Origin of the sequence: Bartonella sp. MR63HLJHH, from assembly GCF_042194155.1 — a bacterium.
GTDB lineage: Bacteria > Pseudomonadota > Alphaproteobacteria > Rhizobiales > Rhizobiaceae > Bartonella > Bartonella grahamii.
In genome coordinates, this window is the sequence record NZ_JBHIMN010000008.1 from 1 (window position 1) to 16,460 (window position 16,460).

Consider the following 16,460-nt stretch of genomic DNA (forward strand, 5'->3'; position numbering starts at 1 on the left):
GGCTCTGTTTATGGCAATGCTAAAATCTCATATTGTGCAACGATCTGGGGGCGTGCTTATGGCAATGCAAAAATCAACAAAAAAAGCACAGTAAGGTTGGTTCCAAAAAATTGTGAGGTTTATGAAGGCGATAAGCTTGTCAATATACCTGATAAAACAGAATAAAAACACGCATGGGGCGTGCATTCTTTATGGTTATAAACGCATATAAAATGCATTGTTATAAACATATCATAAAAGAGAGAGTAAAATAAAAAAAAGCCGTGCCAAATGATATGACGCGGCTTTCAAATAGCGATTCTTATTGATTAAAATGAATCATCCACAATGGAGTAATGAATGCATATATACAAAACGTATCATATTGCAAGCGCTCTATGAGAGATATGAAAACCTATCAAAAGAAACGTAAATAAAGCAAATGTGTATTAAGTGAAAGTTTGTAACAAAGTCCATTTTTACATTTACGAGCATTGGTTTTCAAAACAATCTCTCATAAGAAAAATAAACAAACGCTTTTATAAAATGTAAGGTTTTCAAGATTTTGCTCTGCTGTGAAATCTAGATCTTCGTTTTTCATAAATGAAACGTTCTTAAGAGCAAATGATAACTAAGTTATAACTGTGATAAAAAGAAGTTTTAACGTTTCTTATAAAGATCTCATTTTATGTTTCAAACGTTTAAACGTGCATTTAAAGAGGTTCTCATAAGCGTATTTGTACTTTTCATTAAAACCTAATTTCTTTAAAAATTAGCCGGTCCATTCTTGGGGGCATTATCTTAGAATAGAGCATTCTTTAAACATTACAGCTTTTGACTCAAAATTGAATAAAATCCCATACCTTATGATGTTACAATGGTTTTGAAGTTTTCTTGCTTGCGTTATATCATTAAAAAGCTTTCTCTTTCATAAGACATAACATTGTGATTTTCATTCTATATGTAATGATACTATATTTATGCTGATTACTTATCATTTTCTAAACTTTTAGAAAGCGTTTTTAAAAGTGATCTTATCTTTAAATCTTTTTATGCAATCTTTATAAATTAAACCTATAAGCTTATGACAGTTTCAAACGATTATTCCTTTTTAAGGTTTCGCTCAAAAAAGAGCAAAACTCATACCATTCTTTAAACGTATGTTATCGATAATTCCAAACGACTAAATTTTAAACAATGCGATTTGAGTGATAAAAACGTATCATAAAATTTATGAACTGTTATGAATGATAGCTGCTTTTCATTTCATTTGAACGTTTACATGCGTTATAACATTTACATCATGATTTGCTTTTTATGGTCTATTCATGCATGGCAATCTTATATAAAAAATGATCAAATGAATCATGCATAAAAGTGTGGATTCTTAAGTGGATTCATATAAAATAATTTCACACAACCTATTGACTTTATTAGTTTTTTATGCATAATATGTTATCGAACTCAGATAAACGTTTTTGATTTTAACAGCACTTTCGATATGGCTGGTAGTGCTTGCATCATAAACACCTTGTCCCGCCCGTGTCTCAAACACCACATCACGGCTTTCGTTAAAGTAAAAGGTCTCTCGTTCACAAAAACGAATGGCTGCAAAAATACTTTCTTGGATTTGATGAACATACTCATCCGCTATGTCATCAATCTCATCTTGGATGACCGACACAAGGTGCGAAAGTGTTCTCTTATGGCGATAAACATCTCGCTTTACTGGTATCGGTCCTCCGGTCTTAACCCGAATATAATGACGTGTCATCAAAATACCTTTCTGTAAAAATTATTACTATTGATATTATGTATTTTGTGTAGTATAGTGCACTGATGGTAGCGATAATAAAAACAACAGATGAATTCGATAACTGGTTAGAAAAACTTAAAGACAGAAAAGCTGCTAATATAATTCTTGCAAGGCTTCATAGAATTCGTTCAGGGCTTTTGGGTGATGCAAAGTTTTTTAATGGTATAGGTGAATTACGTATCCACTATGGTGCTGGTTACCGAATTTATTTTACAAAAAAAGGCGATAAAATCATTATATTGCTTTGTGGTGGTGACAAATCCACACAATCCAGTGATATTCAAAAAGCCTTATCTCTTTTAGAGGATCTTAAAAATGAAATTGAAAACCTTTAACTTTGAAAAACACCTCACAACACCAGAATCTCAAGAAGTCTTTTTAAATGAAGCCTTCAAAACAGGTGATGCTGCTCATATAGCGGATGCCCTTGGTATTGTTGCTAGAGCACAAAATATGAGTGCTTTAGCAAAAGAAACCAATCGCGAACGCAGTGGATTATACCGCTCTTTAAGCAAAACAGGTGACCCTAAACTTTCTACCTTAGTCGCTGTCTTATCTGCCCTTAATTTGCAACTCTCTGTACAATCTGCTCCATAAATCGTGAGGGGAATTAAGCCTTCCCCTATACCTCTCAACGATTGGTCACGAATTGCACGACCACAACACACTCACCAGCCGCAGTTGTTTTATCCCGTGTTGCATAAAGCGTAAGCTCTTGATCTTCTGAAACAAACTCTTTTTGGTTGGTTGATGTAAAATCTTGAGTGCTTTGGGTTTTGATATCCTTTTCACTAAACTCATTACCCCCATAGGTGCTACCTATCTTTAATTTCGCATCCGAAAACGCTGTCTTCACAAACGCTTTAATCGAAAGGATCATTGCACCACGCGGTAAAGTCCCGATTTTGCGTGTCAAATGCTTATCTTTATGCGAGATATTCAAACGCAAAAAACTGACCTGATGTGTATGAAGATCTCTGCCGTGTAAGTGTCCTGTTACGCCATCTACCATGTCCTATTTCCTTTCCTCATCACTCAACTTCACCGCTGTAGGTGGGGATAACTATCGTTCCAAAATCTTGGGCTCCTTGTGCTCTTCCGGGCATTTGGAAACGCGTTTTCTTCATGCCCATAATTGTATGCACTCCAAAACCGTATTCGCGTTTGTAGTCGAAGGTTTCTTCTTCGATTTTATAGCGGGTCTTACCGTAACTCTTACCAAATGCCATAACGACACTTTGCGCTCCAAGCAAAACAGCACGGCGCACACCTGCAAGACGTGTACTATCCGTGGATTTAACACCATTGGTGACATGCTCTGATTCACGTAAAATCACACCATTATACATGCCTAGAGAACCATCAAAGATTGGGTTTTTGGAACGCGAACCGGTATAAGCGGCTTTCTGAATATCAAGCCATTGACCCGTCTCTGTATTAGTGCGCAATTGCGTCACCTGAATGGGATGCAAATACAACACATAAACACTCTCGCCATTCACACGAACCGGTCTAATTTTAGGATTCGCTAGCTTAGCGCACTGAACCGCTTCATCTATCAATTTAAGATTAAAGCTGTGTTTGGCTTTTTCTGTAAGATCTTCATCCTTGGTTTTTGCTTCTGGTCGCACAATGCGCTTACTACTTGGAGCTAACGGTGCATTAAAGCCCCAAAAAAGAGGATCAAGATCAACCAGTTCTCCCTCAAAATTAAGCCTGTTGGCTGTATAACCGCAAGCGTGAACGAAAAACATCAAACTCAAACGGTCCGCATACCAATCTGATAAACTGTTTTTGGCTTCTTCGCGCAAATTAAACAATGTGCGCTGATTATCAATAGTGCCTTCATTGGCAATTCTTGTTCCATGATAAAGTTCATTGATATACAGTTTATCATGAAGGAATTGGAGTGCCTCTTCATTGCCTTCAAGGGTTTCACCCTCACTCACACCACGTCCTGATAACTGAGCTCGCAGACTAAATGTTACACAATCCCCTTTGCCTTTTTGCGTCTCTGTTTTCACCTGAATAATGCTATTGGAATCCTGCCCCATCAAAGGAGCAATAGGAGTTGCTTTGGAGACCTCCGCATCAAGCATTCTCGCCCATGTTTTTAACGCATGGGGATCATTAATCCCTATATGTGTTGTTGCCATTTATTTCACCTTTCTTTGCTATAAAAAAACCGGCTTAAAGCCGGACTACTAACCCGCACCAAAGGCGGCTTATTCTCTACAAGTCTTTCACTTAATCTTCATCATCCGCACCACTCAATTTGCGTATAAGCACTCGGTTCTTTGGATTGCTGTACCATGCTTGAAACTCTTTATCCGTCATAGCGTCCATCGTTTCCCATGAAAGTGGACCTGTACTCCCCCCTCCACCAGACGCCGTTAAGGTTCTCGCAGAATTCTGACGGCTTTGAAGTTCTGCAACTTGATTATTCGCTTGTAATGCTTGGTTCTGATAGCCAAGATTTTGCGCTATTCTATAAATCTCTTCTGCCGGATTGAGATCTCTTTGTGCACAAGTCGCTACAATCGTACGCAATTCATTCCTTATGATCTCAGAAATTGTGTTTGTATCTGCATACTCAGGATAAAGTGACGACCAAGAACTCAATTCCTTCGCACGCTTCTCATAAAGAAAATTTGCCGCATCACCAAAATCACTGGATTTATTTTGAAACGACTTAACAGAATTGTTGAAAAACTGACCAAGACGTATATCATGCTGCTGCTGTTCCTCAGCTTGTCTTAGCGCTTCTTTCTGTTCCCTAATATACGCATCCTGCTCTCGAATCTTTTTTCCTATCCAACCCATATAACCAATAATGTCTTGTGTAGGGTCTGGGGGTGCATTTTCACCTTCAACCATTGGCGTCTGGGATTGGGGTTCATAAAGCTTGACAAGCGCTTCACGAGCTTGTTTGGCTTGTTGCTCCATACGCTGCTGTTCTATACTAGGAACAATCTCTGAAGGCTTTTCAACGGTCTCTAAAACCGGCTTTGGAGACGTAATGTCATCATTATCAATCGTTTCAGCATCATAAGTGCCAGCATCAAAAGAGCTCTCATCATCAAAGACCGGTGCTCCAACTCTGTAATCTTCATTCATAGCTTCATTCATTTCTGCATTCATTCTTTCACCTCTCTTAACTATGCATACCTCTGTGTAATGCTATTCGCTCTCGCATGATCTGATTGTGTGCCTGAGTATTGAGAAGCTTCTGCCGTTCAATGTCATGGCGCTGTTGCATCATTTCTGCTTCTAATTCCGCTTTCTTTTGACGCATAAACAGATCAATCTGCTTTTGTTGCAAATCCATCTGATGCATTTGTGCTTTCGTCTCTAAGTCTTGTTGCTTTTCCTGCAACTTCATTTCCTGCTCGGGGTCCATCTGCTGTTGTTGTGCCATTTGTTGCTGTTGGAACTTCTCACTGACACGATTAAGCAATGACGCCGGCAATGGAGAATAACGAAGTAGATCAAGCATAATATCCGGTGTAATGGCATTTTGGAGCAATGGAAGAAGCTGTGTGATGATACCGAAGGTGCGCTCTTTCTCATTCGGGCTGGTTGGCGCATCATCAACAACAATGTCATACTCAACACTCGTTACTTCTTCACGCGTCAATGGAATATATTGCGCATTCTCCTCACCAGATATCCGTACCAAACGACCATCAGACAAATAATTCTGTATAAGGTGTAAAATAATCTTACCTTGCCGCTTGCGATACAAACGTAAGCCATCAAACAGACAAGCAAGCAGATTTAAACTGGATTGGCGTCGTTGTGCCTCCAAAATACCCGCTTGTGTCACTTCCCTTGTGCCAATGAATTCGGGGGATAAACCCGTCACCTGATTAATTGCTTCCTTAGCTTCATTAAACAGCTGGAAAAACCCCGTTGGAAATTCTGCTACGGGTTTGGGTTGGATCTTTCCTTGTGCAAGGGCGCCATCTTCAGCAACTAGCAACGCATCAGACCGCGCCCAATCTTGCATAGCCTGCCTGATGTCCTTAAACGCCCCTTCCTCGACAATAAGCCCCCCTTTGGATTGGCTATTAAGGATATACATCACTTGACTGAAATATTTATTCGCCCACCGTTGCGGGTCTTTCGTCGGACGTACAACACCGTAAAACTGACGTTCTATCTTGTCAAAATATCCCGTTATACACTCCCAACCCAATTGACCAGCTGGAACCAATGGTTGATCTGGGGATTCAAGCAATTTCCTCCCTAAAAAAACACGTCTTACAACCTTTTTATTGAAAGCCGCCCCTTGAATATTAGGCATCATGCATTGGAGCTGCTTAAATTCCTCTTCGCTATAGTCACGAAGTTCACCCGTTTCTAAATCAGCTGCCTTGTAATACCTCTCGCTTTCAAACCAACGGCATTCAACAAGCGTGACCATCCGACGACCGTTTTCAACATCAATGCTCCCTTCATCACTGTAATAATCAAGATCATTATGGTGAACACCTTCATGAGAGCTACCATCCCTTGCCCAATCTGCACTCAGCTCTGTCCAATGAGATTTGGGAAACATCTGCTTAGCTACTTCTAACGGCTTGCGGTCTACATACCACAAACGTTGCGCATCGGTTAAATTCGGTTGCACCGCTGCACTATCCCAAACCATCTTTAACGGGTCTAAACGGGTAATTACCGGTTCACCATCGAGGCTGTTCTCATAATCAAGCCGTGTATCAGTCCACCCCATGCCACAGATAACCGCATCTTGGAAAGCATCACTATCAGCGTATTCGGCATGCGCCATGTCCCGAAACCATTCTGCCGCACCGGTAAGCAATTCACTAGGCAATGCCTTCCCTACTTGACGGGGAATAAACTGCACTTCGCGCTTGTTATTACGCTCTGACCCCACAACGGCATTGACCAATGGGGCAATACGATTAAAGGTCATAACGGGGCGGCGTTGCTTTTTTAACGCCGATAAATCTTCTTCATTCCATTGATCACCATTGTAAAAACCAAAATCCTCCCGCGCATGTTCACGCCATTTGTTCACATGCTCCACATCTTCTTTGTACCAGCTCACAAGCTTACGAAATAAGCCTTCTGTCGACAGATCTGATGCGTTACTTTCTTTGTCTAAATGCTCTTCATCATACATCATTCTGCCATCCATGACGTGCTCTCATATTCCGTTCTGCCGCTATAAGCTGGTCGCTTTTGTATTTCTTTTGGTGGTTTGTATGAAATACACATCAGTCCAAAGGCATCTGCCCCATGACTGGACCAATCGTGCTCTGCTCCCAAGCCAATATTGCGCTTCTCATCCCATTTCTCGTGATACCAGTTCAGTGCCTTGCGCCCTGCTACCGTCGTCTTCTCATTAAACCAAACAGAAGGCAAAACACGGCGGACTGTTTCTATACGTATCTTAACAGCCCCTGCTCCCTGATTAGGGATAACTTTTGTTTGAAAGCCTGCCTGTTTAAGAGCACTCTCAAAACTCACATTGTGCACACGGTCTCTGGTCGCACCATCATGGGGCAAAACCATCAATGCCTTCTCATAACCATTTTGACGTAACCAGCCTATATGTTCCGATAAAGGCTGTCCCTGTGCTTCGTAATAATTAAGCACTCTGATCTCTCTACCAACAAATTGCGCTATCCATATCGCTGTGGCATCTGCCTTGGCGCCCGTGCCCCCAATATCCCAAAAGGCGCGTATTTGCATCAAGGGGTCACGAGCAACACGCCCTATCCGCCCCTCTTGCTCGGCTGCCAACATTTCCTTTTGATAATAAGCACCCTGAACCGCTGTAAGATAAGCCCCCTCCCAAATATGCTTATAAGTCTCGGGGCGGTTTCTAAGATCATCAAGCCGCGCTTCATTCAAAATCTTCGGAAACTTCGGATTGTCTGACCAGTTGATCTCCACACGCTTAATTGCCTCATTGTCTGAAAAGCGAAACCGCTTCTCAACGGGGGCATTCTCACGCAACGGGTTCCATGTCACCCATAACTCTGCTCTCCACCCCTCTCCCTCTTCTCGCAAAGTCGGTATAAGCGTTTGCCAAGCCGTCTCTGTCACCGGCTCCGCCTCATCAACCCAACAAAGCAAAATACGCCCCATAGACTTGATACTAGCTATATTGCGGTCAAGACCAGAAAACTGAAAGGCTATACGACCATCTATCGACTTAATCGACGACTCCCCAACCTTGTAATAGTCCTTTAAAAAGTCATGCGCTTCAATGGCGCGCTTAATTTCCTCCAATGAACTTTCTGCCAAAGAATTCTGAAACTGCCGTGCACAAAGTATAGTGCCCGATATCCCTTGCATACCAAATTGATAGCCTTTTAAAGCAGCCATCAAGGCAAATGATCTTGTCTTTCCAGACCCTCGTCCACCCCAAGCCGCACGCACCAAAGCCTTATCTGTAAAAATCGGTATAAGCTTTGGAACAATATTAATCTGTCGTGTTGTCATTGACCAAAGGCGCGATTTCTACACGCGTTATCACCTTAACGGCTCCCCCATCTTCCCCAGTCACCTGTAAAGGCAACACCTTACCAAGCAACGCTAAATAAGCCGCTGGACATTCCATAGCCTGCTTTTCCAAATAGGAGATCAAACCATCATTGCCAATTTTATTCCCAGCATTCTCAGCAGCCTTAACCACTGCTTCTTTTAAAATGCGCGTCATTTTATTGGGAATACCTTTGACACGCCCTTGACCTGCCTTTGGGGGTATACGCTTTTTAATGGGTTGTGGAGCCTGCTGTGTATTTTCTGATGTCATAAAATACGCCCTCCAGATAATAAAAAACCCCGCATTTGCGGGGATTTCAAACTGCACTGCCCCTCGTCTAGATACAGTACGACCAGTGCCGTATTTGTCATTAAATACGATTTGCAACACATTGTCAACACTAAAATGACACACATTGATACATTAAAAGGGAATCAATTAAACTGCAATGTAGAAATATTAACAATACACATGGTAGTACGTAATGATAGTAAATGAAGATGATTACTATGGAATTCTTGGTGTAAGCTACGAATGCAATGATAAGCAGCTAAAATCTGCTTTTCGTAAGTTAGCTATGCAATACCATCCTGATCATAATTCCAGTAACGACGCTGAACAAAAATTCAAAAAAGTTTGCGAAGCTTATGAAGTTCTTAAAAATCCTGAAAAGAGAGCTGCTTACAATCAATTCTATCATGAAACTTTTAAATATAATCACAAAACTTTTGCAAGTAATAAAAGCCGAGATAATATAGGTTTAGTGTTAATATCACCTTTTAAAAAAATAGCTTTCTTTGTCATTGCTCTAATACTATTTTTCGTAACATATGTTGGCGGTACCATTATTATATTTCGGTATTTTGATTAGAGGAACTTAATGAAGCAATGATAATAGAGTGGTCTGTAAATGTCTCTTCCGATTAACATACTCTGGCGATTTAGGTTAAAGATTCCTGCGTTTTTATTTGCAATAATGACCACCTTAGCTGTTATTGCCATTCCCTTCATATTCTATTGATAGTTATTTTTGCAAAAAGTGCTTCTGAAGCATATTGAGAGCAACGCGCAATGAATTCACAAGGTGGGGTAGCATTTGATCTTCTATAACGAGGTACTGTAGCGCAGCATGAAGATTATACTGTCTATAGAGGCATTGGGCTTCTTTTACTGCCTCTTTCACGGCTTGATAGTGATTTGTTGCTTTTTGAACCCATTGTTCAAAGCTATCTGGATCTGAATTTGTAGACACATCATCATAAATAGCATTAGGCAAGCCCTTTGCACAAAGGTAATTATTCCTTATCTGTAGATATTGCTGGGCGGCGTCATATTGCTCTTGAGTAAGCACACCTTGCAAACAAAGTCGCCCTATGTAAGACCCAGAAAGTGGATTTTTTGCCTCTTGTAGCGTTAAACCGAAGCGCTTTGCACGCATTTCTATTGCCAATTTATCAACGGCTTCACGTAGTGCTTTTGCACGTGATATACGTCCATTTGGTTCTCTTACCTGCCCTGCTATTTTAGGGCGTCCCCTTTTTTTATTTTTTTTCACAGATAACCTCAGACACCTGTTTAACGTTTTCCCAAATTTCCTTTGAGTTTGACCGTGTCTCTCCACCCAAAAGCACTACAAATAACAGTAACGCTATTGATATACAAATGACTGGTATTTTTTTCCAATCATCATCATCACGTATCATCCACCCGATGATAATGACCATCATTACAATTAGAAAGCCTGCTGATATATTACAGAGTGTCTCAATCTTATTATTATGTTGTAATGATTTTATCTCCTGATCTGTAATAGTATAGTTATAAACTGGCTTAGATTTACAGATTGCACTAAAGGTATGGAGCGGCGGCTTATCAGACATTTAAATACTCTCTATTAAAAAGGAACACTGTCATTCATAACGGTATGGGGCGTATCAAGAGGTCTGTAAATGCTTCTGTCATAAGCAGATGATGACGGCTCTTGATTATCATCATTTTTGCCATCTAAAAGCTTTAACTCGCCTTTGTACTGAGGCAATATGACTTCTGTTACATACCGTTCAACACCGTTTTTATCTTGCCATTTACGAGTTTGTAGTCGCCCCTCGATATAAACTTTGCTACCTTTACTGAGATACTGAAGTGCTACTTTTGCCAAATGTGGATTAAACACCACAATGGAATGCCATTCAGTTTTGTCTACTTTCTTATTGGTTGCCTTGTCTGTATAGCTCTCAGACGTTGCCATTCGAAAATTGACCACCTCGATGCCAGATGACATTGTTTTGCTTTCTGGATTGGCACCTAAATGACCAATTAAAATCACTTTATTAAGCATGTTTGTAAGTCCCATTAAATGATGTAAAGATCATAACATGTTTTATGTGTTTTTACAATATTTTCAGTTAGCTAATAACAATTATTTAATGTTTTACATTATGTTCTAAATCACTAAAGCGTGTAAAATCGGATTGAAATGCAAGGGGAACGATTCCTGTCGGACCATGGCGTTGTTTTGCTATAATAACCTCGGCTTTACTCTTGGCTTGCTCCATTGCATCTTGCCATTTGCTATACTCAGCAGTGCCTTCTTTTGGTTCTTCATTTTTGAGATAATATTCTTCGCGATAGACGAACAACACAATGTCGGCATCTTGCTCGATTGAACCAGATTCACGTAAGTCGGAGAGTTGTGGACGTTTATCTGTTCTATTTTCAACTTGACGCGAAAGTTGTGACAGAGCAATGATGGGAATATTGAGTTCTTTTGCAAGTGCTTTTAATCCGGTGGTAATGGCTGTAATTTCTTGAACGCGATTTTCTAATGAACGCTTTGAACCGCTTGTCATGAGTTGGATATAATCAATAATCAAGACATCTAGACCATGTTGTCGTTTGAGACGCCTTGCACGGGCGGACAATTGTGCAATAGACACACCACCCATTTGATCAATATAAAGAGGGATTGTTTGTAAGGAGCGCATTGCGTGAATAATTTTTGCAAATTGCTCTTCTGAGATATTACCACGGCGCATATCAGAAGAAGAAACCTTTATTTGCTCTGAGATAATACGAGTTGCAAGCTGTTCAGATGACATCTCAAGTGAAAAGAAACCAACAATGCCCCCTTCATTGGCTTGGCTGTTATCATGACGCTTGCAAGCATTGGCAATATTAAAGGCAATATTGGTCGCCAGAGAGGTTTTCCCCATAGCAGGACGGCCCCGCTATGATAATCAAATCAGATGGCTGTAGTCCCCCCATTTTCTCATCAAGTGTTTTGATATGGGTAGCTATCCCTGAGAGCCTTGAGGAACGCTTTTTCGCTGCACTTGCCATGTTAAGTGCTTTTGTAATGGCTGTATTAAAGTTTTCAAATCCACCTCCATATTTCCCTTTCTCTGCCAATTCAAACAACTGATTTTCAACAGTTTCAATTTGTTGTGATGTTGTAAATTCTACAGAAGCATCATAAGCTCTATTCACAACTTGAGTGCCAAGGTTAATTAAAGAGCGGCGGATAAACAGATCATAAATGACGCTCCCATAATCTTTAGTATTAATGATTGTGACTGCCTCTGTAGCTAAACGCACCACGTAATTATATACAGTGATGTCTGCAATTTTCTCATCATTGTCAACAAAGGGCTTAATAGTAATGGGATCTGCAACTTTTCCATTTTGGATAATTTTTGAAATGATATCAAAAAGCCTTTGATGCAACGGTTCAAAAAAATGCTCTGCTTTTAAAAAATCAGAAACGCTATCAAGAGCATTATTATTGATAATGATAGCACCAAGCAAAGCTTGTTCTGCCTCAATATTATGGGGGGGGGTGACGAAAAGAAGATTGTTCTTCTGTTTGAAAAGAAGGTAATTTAACAGCGTTCATTTTATTCATTATGATTTAAATTGATTTGATAAATGATAATTATAAATCACTGAATCTACAGTGTGAATCCCATTTTTATTTTACTTAACAGCTTGCATTTTGATACGTTTTGTGCAATAAGGGGACGTTCTTTTATATTTCGATTGGTTACTTTAATCGTTTATTTAGATCGCTAGCTGTTTTGATAATAAAAGCCGTGTCTTAAAGGACGCGGCTTTTTTGCTATAAAGCCGCCCCCCGCGCCGTTATTTACGCTGCTTTATCTACAATCTTTTCATCACCACTAATTTTGCTATCGCCATTCAGCTCTTTTGTATCAATATACGCATTACCGCTAACACTTGCCTTATCATAAACATTTGTCCAACCAGTAATCTGTGCATTCCCATAAACCCATGCATTGCCATAAATCAGTGCTCCAAACCAAACATTAGCATTCCCATAAACACGGGCATTACCAAAAACTTTAGCAAAACCAGTAACAAAAGCATTATCATAAACCTTGACATTACCCTTTATAACTGCTTTATCGCATACCTCGGCGTTATTAAAAACGCGGGCGCGCCTGTAAACATAAGAAGAACCACAAATCTTAGCATTATCATAAACCTTGGCATTATCATAAACGCTACCATATTCAAAAACCTGAGCATTGTCACAAATACGTGCCTTACCAAAAACATCAGCATGACCAAAAACCTGAGCATCATCAGAAATCCTAGCATCATCAAAAACCCGCGCATTATCACCAACCCAGCAATTGCCATCATGTGACAAGTTGCTTTCACTTTGTATAAAACCACCCAAATCGCCTGCCTTGATATTACCAAAATCTCTTAAAGCGCGTATACGATAAACAGTGCGAACACGATCACTCAAAAGATCTTTCACTGTTTTCATTTCACTTGTTAATTCATACTTTTTATCTAAATTCTGCTTTTGAAGGGGAATGTTATCATTTGCAACTAATAGAGAAGTTGCTTGTTTTTTAACTGTAGCACTCATGCTAGTAATCCTATTCGTAAAGAAGGTTTCTATTGACACCCTATAAGGGCGCCGGGCGCTAGAAACACGGCGAATAGTCCGCTGTGTGCTTTCCCCTAAAAAGGGTATTGTATAACACACTACACCCGACATAAATCGTTATATGCCAATGATAGCATAAAAGAAAGTCAGTATTTTAAAAGGCATGGGAGAGGCTGTATCGTAACCTATCCGCTATTCGCTAAGTGTTTCTACACACTTGATGCCTTTCTAAACGAACCTTTCATTAAAGTCAATACGTATTTTTTATTTTTTTCAATTTTTTCCATTTTGATACATACCTAATTGAATACCAAGTGCTTTTAAATTTTACTTTTGGTTTTTAGTATAAAATGTAGTGCGTAAATGGACATGTTTATTAAACTGCGTGTATGCAACATGAGAAAGAATGAATAAACTAAAAAAAAGTACCAAATAACGATATCTAAATACCAAAATACAGTATAACTATTTGGAAAAATTAAAACGACAAGTGCTAAACTTATTAGCTTTAAGAGTCGGTGCATATACTGTTGTAAATCACGTGTTAATATCTTCCAACCTGTTGTATCATCATCTTTTTTATATTTTGGATTGTTCTGCAACTCAAAAGGAATATGAGAATTGCATAAAATTACAAAAATATTTGTTATTATTATCAAACCAAAAGATGCAAATATCAAAATACCTTGGATAAAGTAGGGATTTTTTTTAATTCCTAAAAAGCATAAAAATATAAAAATTATAATACCAAACAAGGCTCTTAGCTGCTTATCTGTAAACATATTTATTTCCTGCGGTTTTTGATAATTTTTTGATCTCTTTATTGATCTCGTCTATAAGAGGTTCGTAATTGAGAACGCTTTGCGGAATACCACCCCCATAAACCCATGCTTTCACTTGCGCCTTGGTACTGTAATCAACTTTCTCAGGCATCTCATGATACTGACCACCGTCAAATTCTTCGTATTCTCTTGTGCCATCATCATATTCGTAAAGATTGTAAAAATACTCAGCTACCCCTAATCCCCATGGTGCATATCCAACCGCTGTTGCAACCCACTTTTTTCCCCCCTTCTGTTTACGTTTTTTTAAAAACATCTGTTTAATATCCCCTATCTAAATCCATAACTTTACCAATGGGTTTATTTGCCTCAAAATGGACTGTACAGAAGCGTTTTTAATTTCAATGTGGTTTTTATCATAAAATCTTTAAATCGCTCTGTACGGTGCCTTTCTGTCAATTTAAACGCATGTCTATTCTCAAAAGCATCAGCAAATTTCACTACTTTGCTGTTTTTTCGGATGCTTTTAAATACGATTTCATGACTGATGCTCCCGACAAAAGCTCTGCTTTCAAATTTCTGCAATACTCTGCAAGCTCTGCTCCTGTTGGCATAAAGGTTTTCGATAATCCTTTTGCTTTTCCGCATATGATATCCTTAACAGCCTGCTTTAGAGCGTATTCTGAAGCATCTGATAAGGCTATGCTGTAATTTAAAGCGATAACATTAGGGTCTATATTTGCCGGTATTTTTAGACCAGAAAGCAAATAAGCAACCGCCTCGATATGTTCAACCGTAACTTTCCGTGAAAGCAGTGCGTGTAAGCGATTACAGTCTTGCAAAACTTGCGATCTCTCCTCCAGCGTCAACGGCTTTCCATGCATAGAGGTTGGAGGGTACACACTCCGGTCCACTCTCTTGGCAAGTGCTTGCAAATGAACTGATAGCCTCTGTATCTCTGCTGCATTCTGATCCATAAGAATTGCTAGTGGTGATTGCTGCTTTGAGTGTACTGAAGCTTTGTGAAAGGCTGTTTGTGAAGTTATTTGTTGAGAGCTTATAGCGTTCGTTTGCATATCGTTTCTCCTGTTCTAATTTCTTGGCTAGCGTTCCATTCTGGTTAATAATCCAACCACACCAAGCACTTTGCCAATCGCGATTGTTTGCATTTCGACATGGGTTGGCTTTCCAATGAAGTTTAAATCTTTCGAATTCTAATAACGCCTCATCATGCGTTAAGCCTTTATCGATTGCGTATTGCAAATCGGGTTCAAAATCTTCTGGTACGCTTCCAAGTTCTTTTTTCCCCTTACTTCGCTTGGCTTTCTTAGGAACGCTTGTCTGCTCGTGAATGGGAGGTTGGTTGGTTTGCTCTGATTGGCTTTCAACATCACACTCGATTGGCTCGTCAACCAAATCTATTGTTTCTAAATCTTCAAAATCAATTTCTTTTTTTAATAAAACGTTAGTTTTATTTTTTTTATATATGTTAATGTTATTGTTAATGGCATTGCGTTCGCATTGCGCAACACTATGCGCATCGTATGCGCTCTGCATGCAATCCGCATATGCGTTTTCTTTTATATGATTATTGTCATTTTTACCTTTTGTTTTATGCCATCTAGAATGAGCTGCTTTTGTTGCTGCTTCTGATTTCTCTTTGCTATCATTTAATTCTAATTCAACATCTGGGTTCCACAACCCACCATTGTCTAAACGTATGATGAATCCACCTTCAATCAAGGAATTCAAAGCTGTTTCAAACTCTTCTACTGGATAACCAACCCAAAAAGCTAATACCCTTAAGTCCTTTAAAATAGGCTCACCAGTATGGAGCATTAGAAGTCGCAACATGACATAGATACATTTCTCGGTCGGCGACAAACAACCAAGAGTAACAAGCCATCTGTCTGCAAAAAGCCTCGTCCATGGTAATTTACTGGACATACCCCAATTCCCTTTCTTTAACTAAATATAAAATTGCTAAAGCATCTGCTTCGTTGTCATCTTTCGGATTGTGCCCTTTTGCACGCACCGCCTTAATCATCTCTTCTTTCGACGCATTCCCCTTGCCTGTCGTCGCTTTCTTAATCGTACTTACTGGTATACCCTCATACGGTATCTGATGCTGTTCACACCACGCCGTTAACGTTGCTAACAAACCACCGTAAACATGCGCTGCATCTGTACCAACATGCCGACGCACCTCTTCAAAATACACCGCGTCAATTTGACCTGCTGTCTGCTTTATTTCTGATAGCCATTGTTTAAAACGCAAGTAACGCATTCCACCGCCTTCAAAACGGCGTGATTGAAAATTCACGGTACCACTGAATATGTCACTCTCGGCATTGCGAAACGCCCAACCCATCTTCGTACCTAGATCAAAACAAAGAATCGTGTTATTCACCGCTCCTCTCCATACAAAATGTGTTTTATAGAAGT

At 39.6% G+C, this 16,460-nt stretch carries 17 protein-coding genes and 3 pseudogenes; 3 read left to right on the plus strand and 17 right to left on the minus strand.

The genetic code is table 11. The features are described 5' to 3' along the window. Window positions 1-1,438 precede the first annotated feature (1,438 nt). A pseudogene (locus ACFIKQ_RS06340) lies at window positions 1,439-1,753 on the minus strand (hypothetical protein); the annotation flags it as partial. Window positions 1,754-1,818: 65 nt separating this feature from the next. Here ACFIKQ_RS06340 and ACFIKQ_RS06345 point away from each other — a divergent pair. Beyond that, window positions 1,819-2,130 (plus strand): type II toxin-antitoxin system RelE/ParE family toxin, encoded by a 312-nt coding sequence (locus ACFIKQ_RS06345; RefSeq protein ID WP_017196508.1) that lies wholly within the window; start codon window positions 1,819-1,821, stop codon window positions 2,128-2,130. Next, window positions 2,111-2,392, plus strand: coding sequence for an addiction module antidote protein (locus tag ACFIKQ_RS06350; RefSeq protein ID WP_114648092.1), 282 nt, complete (start codon window positions 2,111-2,113; stop codon window positions 2,390-2,392). Before ACFIKQ_RS06345 ends, ACFIKQ_RS06350 begins: the two co-directional genes overlap by 20 nt. 34 nt (window positions 2,393-2,426) lie before the next feature. Here ACFIKQ_RS06350 and ACFIKQ_RS06355 read toward each other — a convergent pair whose 3' ends face one another. The 6 genes from ACFIKQ_RS06355 to ACFIKQ_RS06380 all read right to left on the minus strand — a co-directional run bounded on the left by ACFIKQ_RS06355 (window position 2,427) and on the right by ACFIKQ_RS06380 (window position 8,585). After that, a complete protein-coding gene (locus tag ACFIKQ_RS06355; protein ID WP_114648093.1) occupies window positions 2,427-2,807 on the minus strand; it encodes a hypothetical protein in 381 nt (126 codons plus the stop codon). Window positions 2,808-2,826: 19 nt separating this feature from the next. After that, on the minus strand, window positions 2,827-3,951 hold the full coding sequence (locus tag ACFIKQ_RS06360; protein WP_375647773.1) for a N4-gp56 family major capsid protein: 1,125 nt from the start codon (window positions 3,949-3,951) through the stop codon (window positions 2,827-2,829). Between the two features lie 91 nt (window positions 3,952-4,042). Beyond that, window positions 4,043-4,936: a hypothetical protein gene (locus ACFIKQ_RS06365; protein ID WP_375656139.1), complete on the minus strand. Its 894-nt coding sequence runs from the start codon at window positions 4,934-4,936 to the stop codon at window positions 4,043-4,045. A gap of 13 nt (window positions 4,937-4,949) precedes the next feature. Next, the gene (locus tag ACFIKQ_RS06370; RefSeq protein ID WP_375656140.1) at window positions 4,950-6,959 is read right to left on the minus strand and encodes a portal protein; all 2,010 of its coding nucleotides are present in this window, start codon (window positions 6,957-6,959) and stop codon (window positions 4,950-4,952) included. Further along, the gene (locus tag ACFIKQ_RS06375; protein WP_375656141.1) at window positions 6,944-8,272 is read right to left on the minus strand and encodes a PBSX family phage terminase large subunit; all 1,329 of its coding nucleotides are present in this window, start codon (window positions 8,270-8,272) and stop codon (window positions 6,944-6,946) included. The genes ACFIKQ_RS06370 and ACFIKQ_RS06375 overlap by 16 nt, the downstream gene beginning before the upstream one ends. After that, entirely contained in the window at window positions 8,253-8,585 is a 333-nt protein-coding gene (locus tag ACFIKQ_RS06380; protein WP_375653389.1) for a hypothetical protein, read from the minus strand. The genes ACFIKQ_RS06375 and ACFIKQ_RS06380 overlap by 20 nt, the downstream gene beginning before the upstream one ends. A gap of 214 nt (window positions 8,586-8,799) precedes the next feature. Between ACFIKQ_RS06380 and ACFIKQ_RS06385 the strand changes: the two are divergent. Further along, window positions 8,800-9,033, plus strand: a pseudogene (locus tag ACFIKQ_RS06385) (DnaJ domain-containing protein); the annotation flags it as partial. Window positions 9,034-9,339: 306 nt separating this feature from the next. On the opposite strand, the gene ACFIKQ_RS06390 reads toward ACFIKQ_RS06385, so the two are convergent. The 10 genes and pseudogenes from ACFIKQ_RS06390 to ACFIKQ_RS06435 all read right to left on the minus strand — a co-directional run bounded on the left by ACFIKQ_RS06390 (window position 9,340) and on the right by ACFIKQ_RS06435 (window position 16,425). Next, window positions 9,340-9,870, minus strand: coding sequence for a hypothetical protein (locus ACFIKQ_RS06390; protein WP_375656142.1), 531 nt, complete (start codon window positions 9,868-9,870; stop codon window positions 9,340-9,342). Continuing rightward, window positions 9,857-10,195, minus strand: a complete 339-nt coding sequence (locus ACFIKQ_RS06395; protein WP_375647930.1) for a hypothetical protein — start codon at window positions 10,193-10,195, stop codon at window positions 9,857-9,859. Before ACFIKQ_RS06395 ends, ACFIKQ_RS06390 begins: the two co-directional genes overlap by 14 nt. Before the next feature lie 14 nt (window positions 10,196-10,209). Then, window positions 10,210-10,653, minus strand: coding sequence for a single-stranded DNA-binding protein (ssb, locus tag ACFIKQ_RS06400; RefSeq protein WP_375656143.1), 444 nt, complete (start codon window positions 10,651-10,653; stop codon window positions 10,210-10,212). A gap of 85 nt (window positions 10,654-10,738) precedes the next feature. Then, a pseudogene (locus ACFIKQ_RS06405) lies at window positions 10,739-12,207 on the minus strand (replicative DNA helicase). Window positions 12,208-12,456: 249 nt separating this feature from the next. Continuing rightward, the gene (locus ACFIKQ_RS06410) at window positions 12,457-13,212 is read right to left on the minus strand and encodes a hypothetical protein (protein ID WP_375656144.1); all 756 of its coding nucleotides are present in this window, start codon (window positions 13,210-13,212) and stop codon (window positions 12,457-12,459) included. Between the two features lie 341 nt (window positions 13,213-13,553). Then, window positions 13,554-14,015: a hypothetical protein gene (locus tag ACFIKQ_RS06415; protein ID WP_375656145.1), complete on the minus strand. Its 462-nt coding sequence runs from the start codon at window positions 14,013-14,015 to the stop codon at window positions 13,554-13,556. Then, window positions 14,002-14,331, minus strand: coding sequence for a hypothetical protein (locus ACFIKQ_RS06420; protein ID WP_375656146.1), 330 nt, complete (start codon window positions 14,329-14,331; stop codon window positions 14,002-14,004). Before ACFIKQ_RS06420 ends, ACFIKQ_RS06415 begins: the two co-directional genes overlap by 14 nt. A 184-nt stretch (window positions 14,332-14,515) precedes the next feature. Further along, complete coding sequence (locus tag ACFIKQ_RS06425) at window positions 14,516-14,857, minus strand: hypothetical protein (protein WP_375645007.1); 342 nt, start codon at window positions 14,855-14,857, stop codon at window positions 14,516-14,518. Further along, entirely contained in the window at window positions 14,844-15,962 is a 1,119-nt protein-coding gene (locus ACFIKQ_RS06430; protein WP_375656147.1) for a hypothetical protein, read from the minus strand. The genes ACFIKQ_RS06425 and ACFIKQ_RS06430 overlap by 14 nt, the downstream gene beginning before the upstream one ends. Next, window positions 15,952-16,425, minus strand: a complete 474-nt coding sequence (locus tag ACFIKQ_RS06435; protein WP_375656148.1) for a crossover junction endodeoxyribonuclease RuvC — start codon at window positions 16,423-16,425, stop codon at window positions 15,952-15,954. Before ACFIKQ_RS06435 ends, ACFIKQ_RS06430 begins: the two co-directional genes overlap by 11 nt. Window positions 16,426-16,460: the final 35 nt, after the last annotated feature.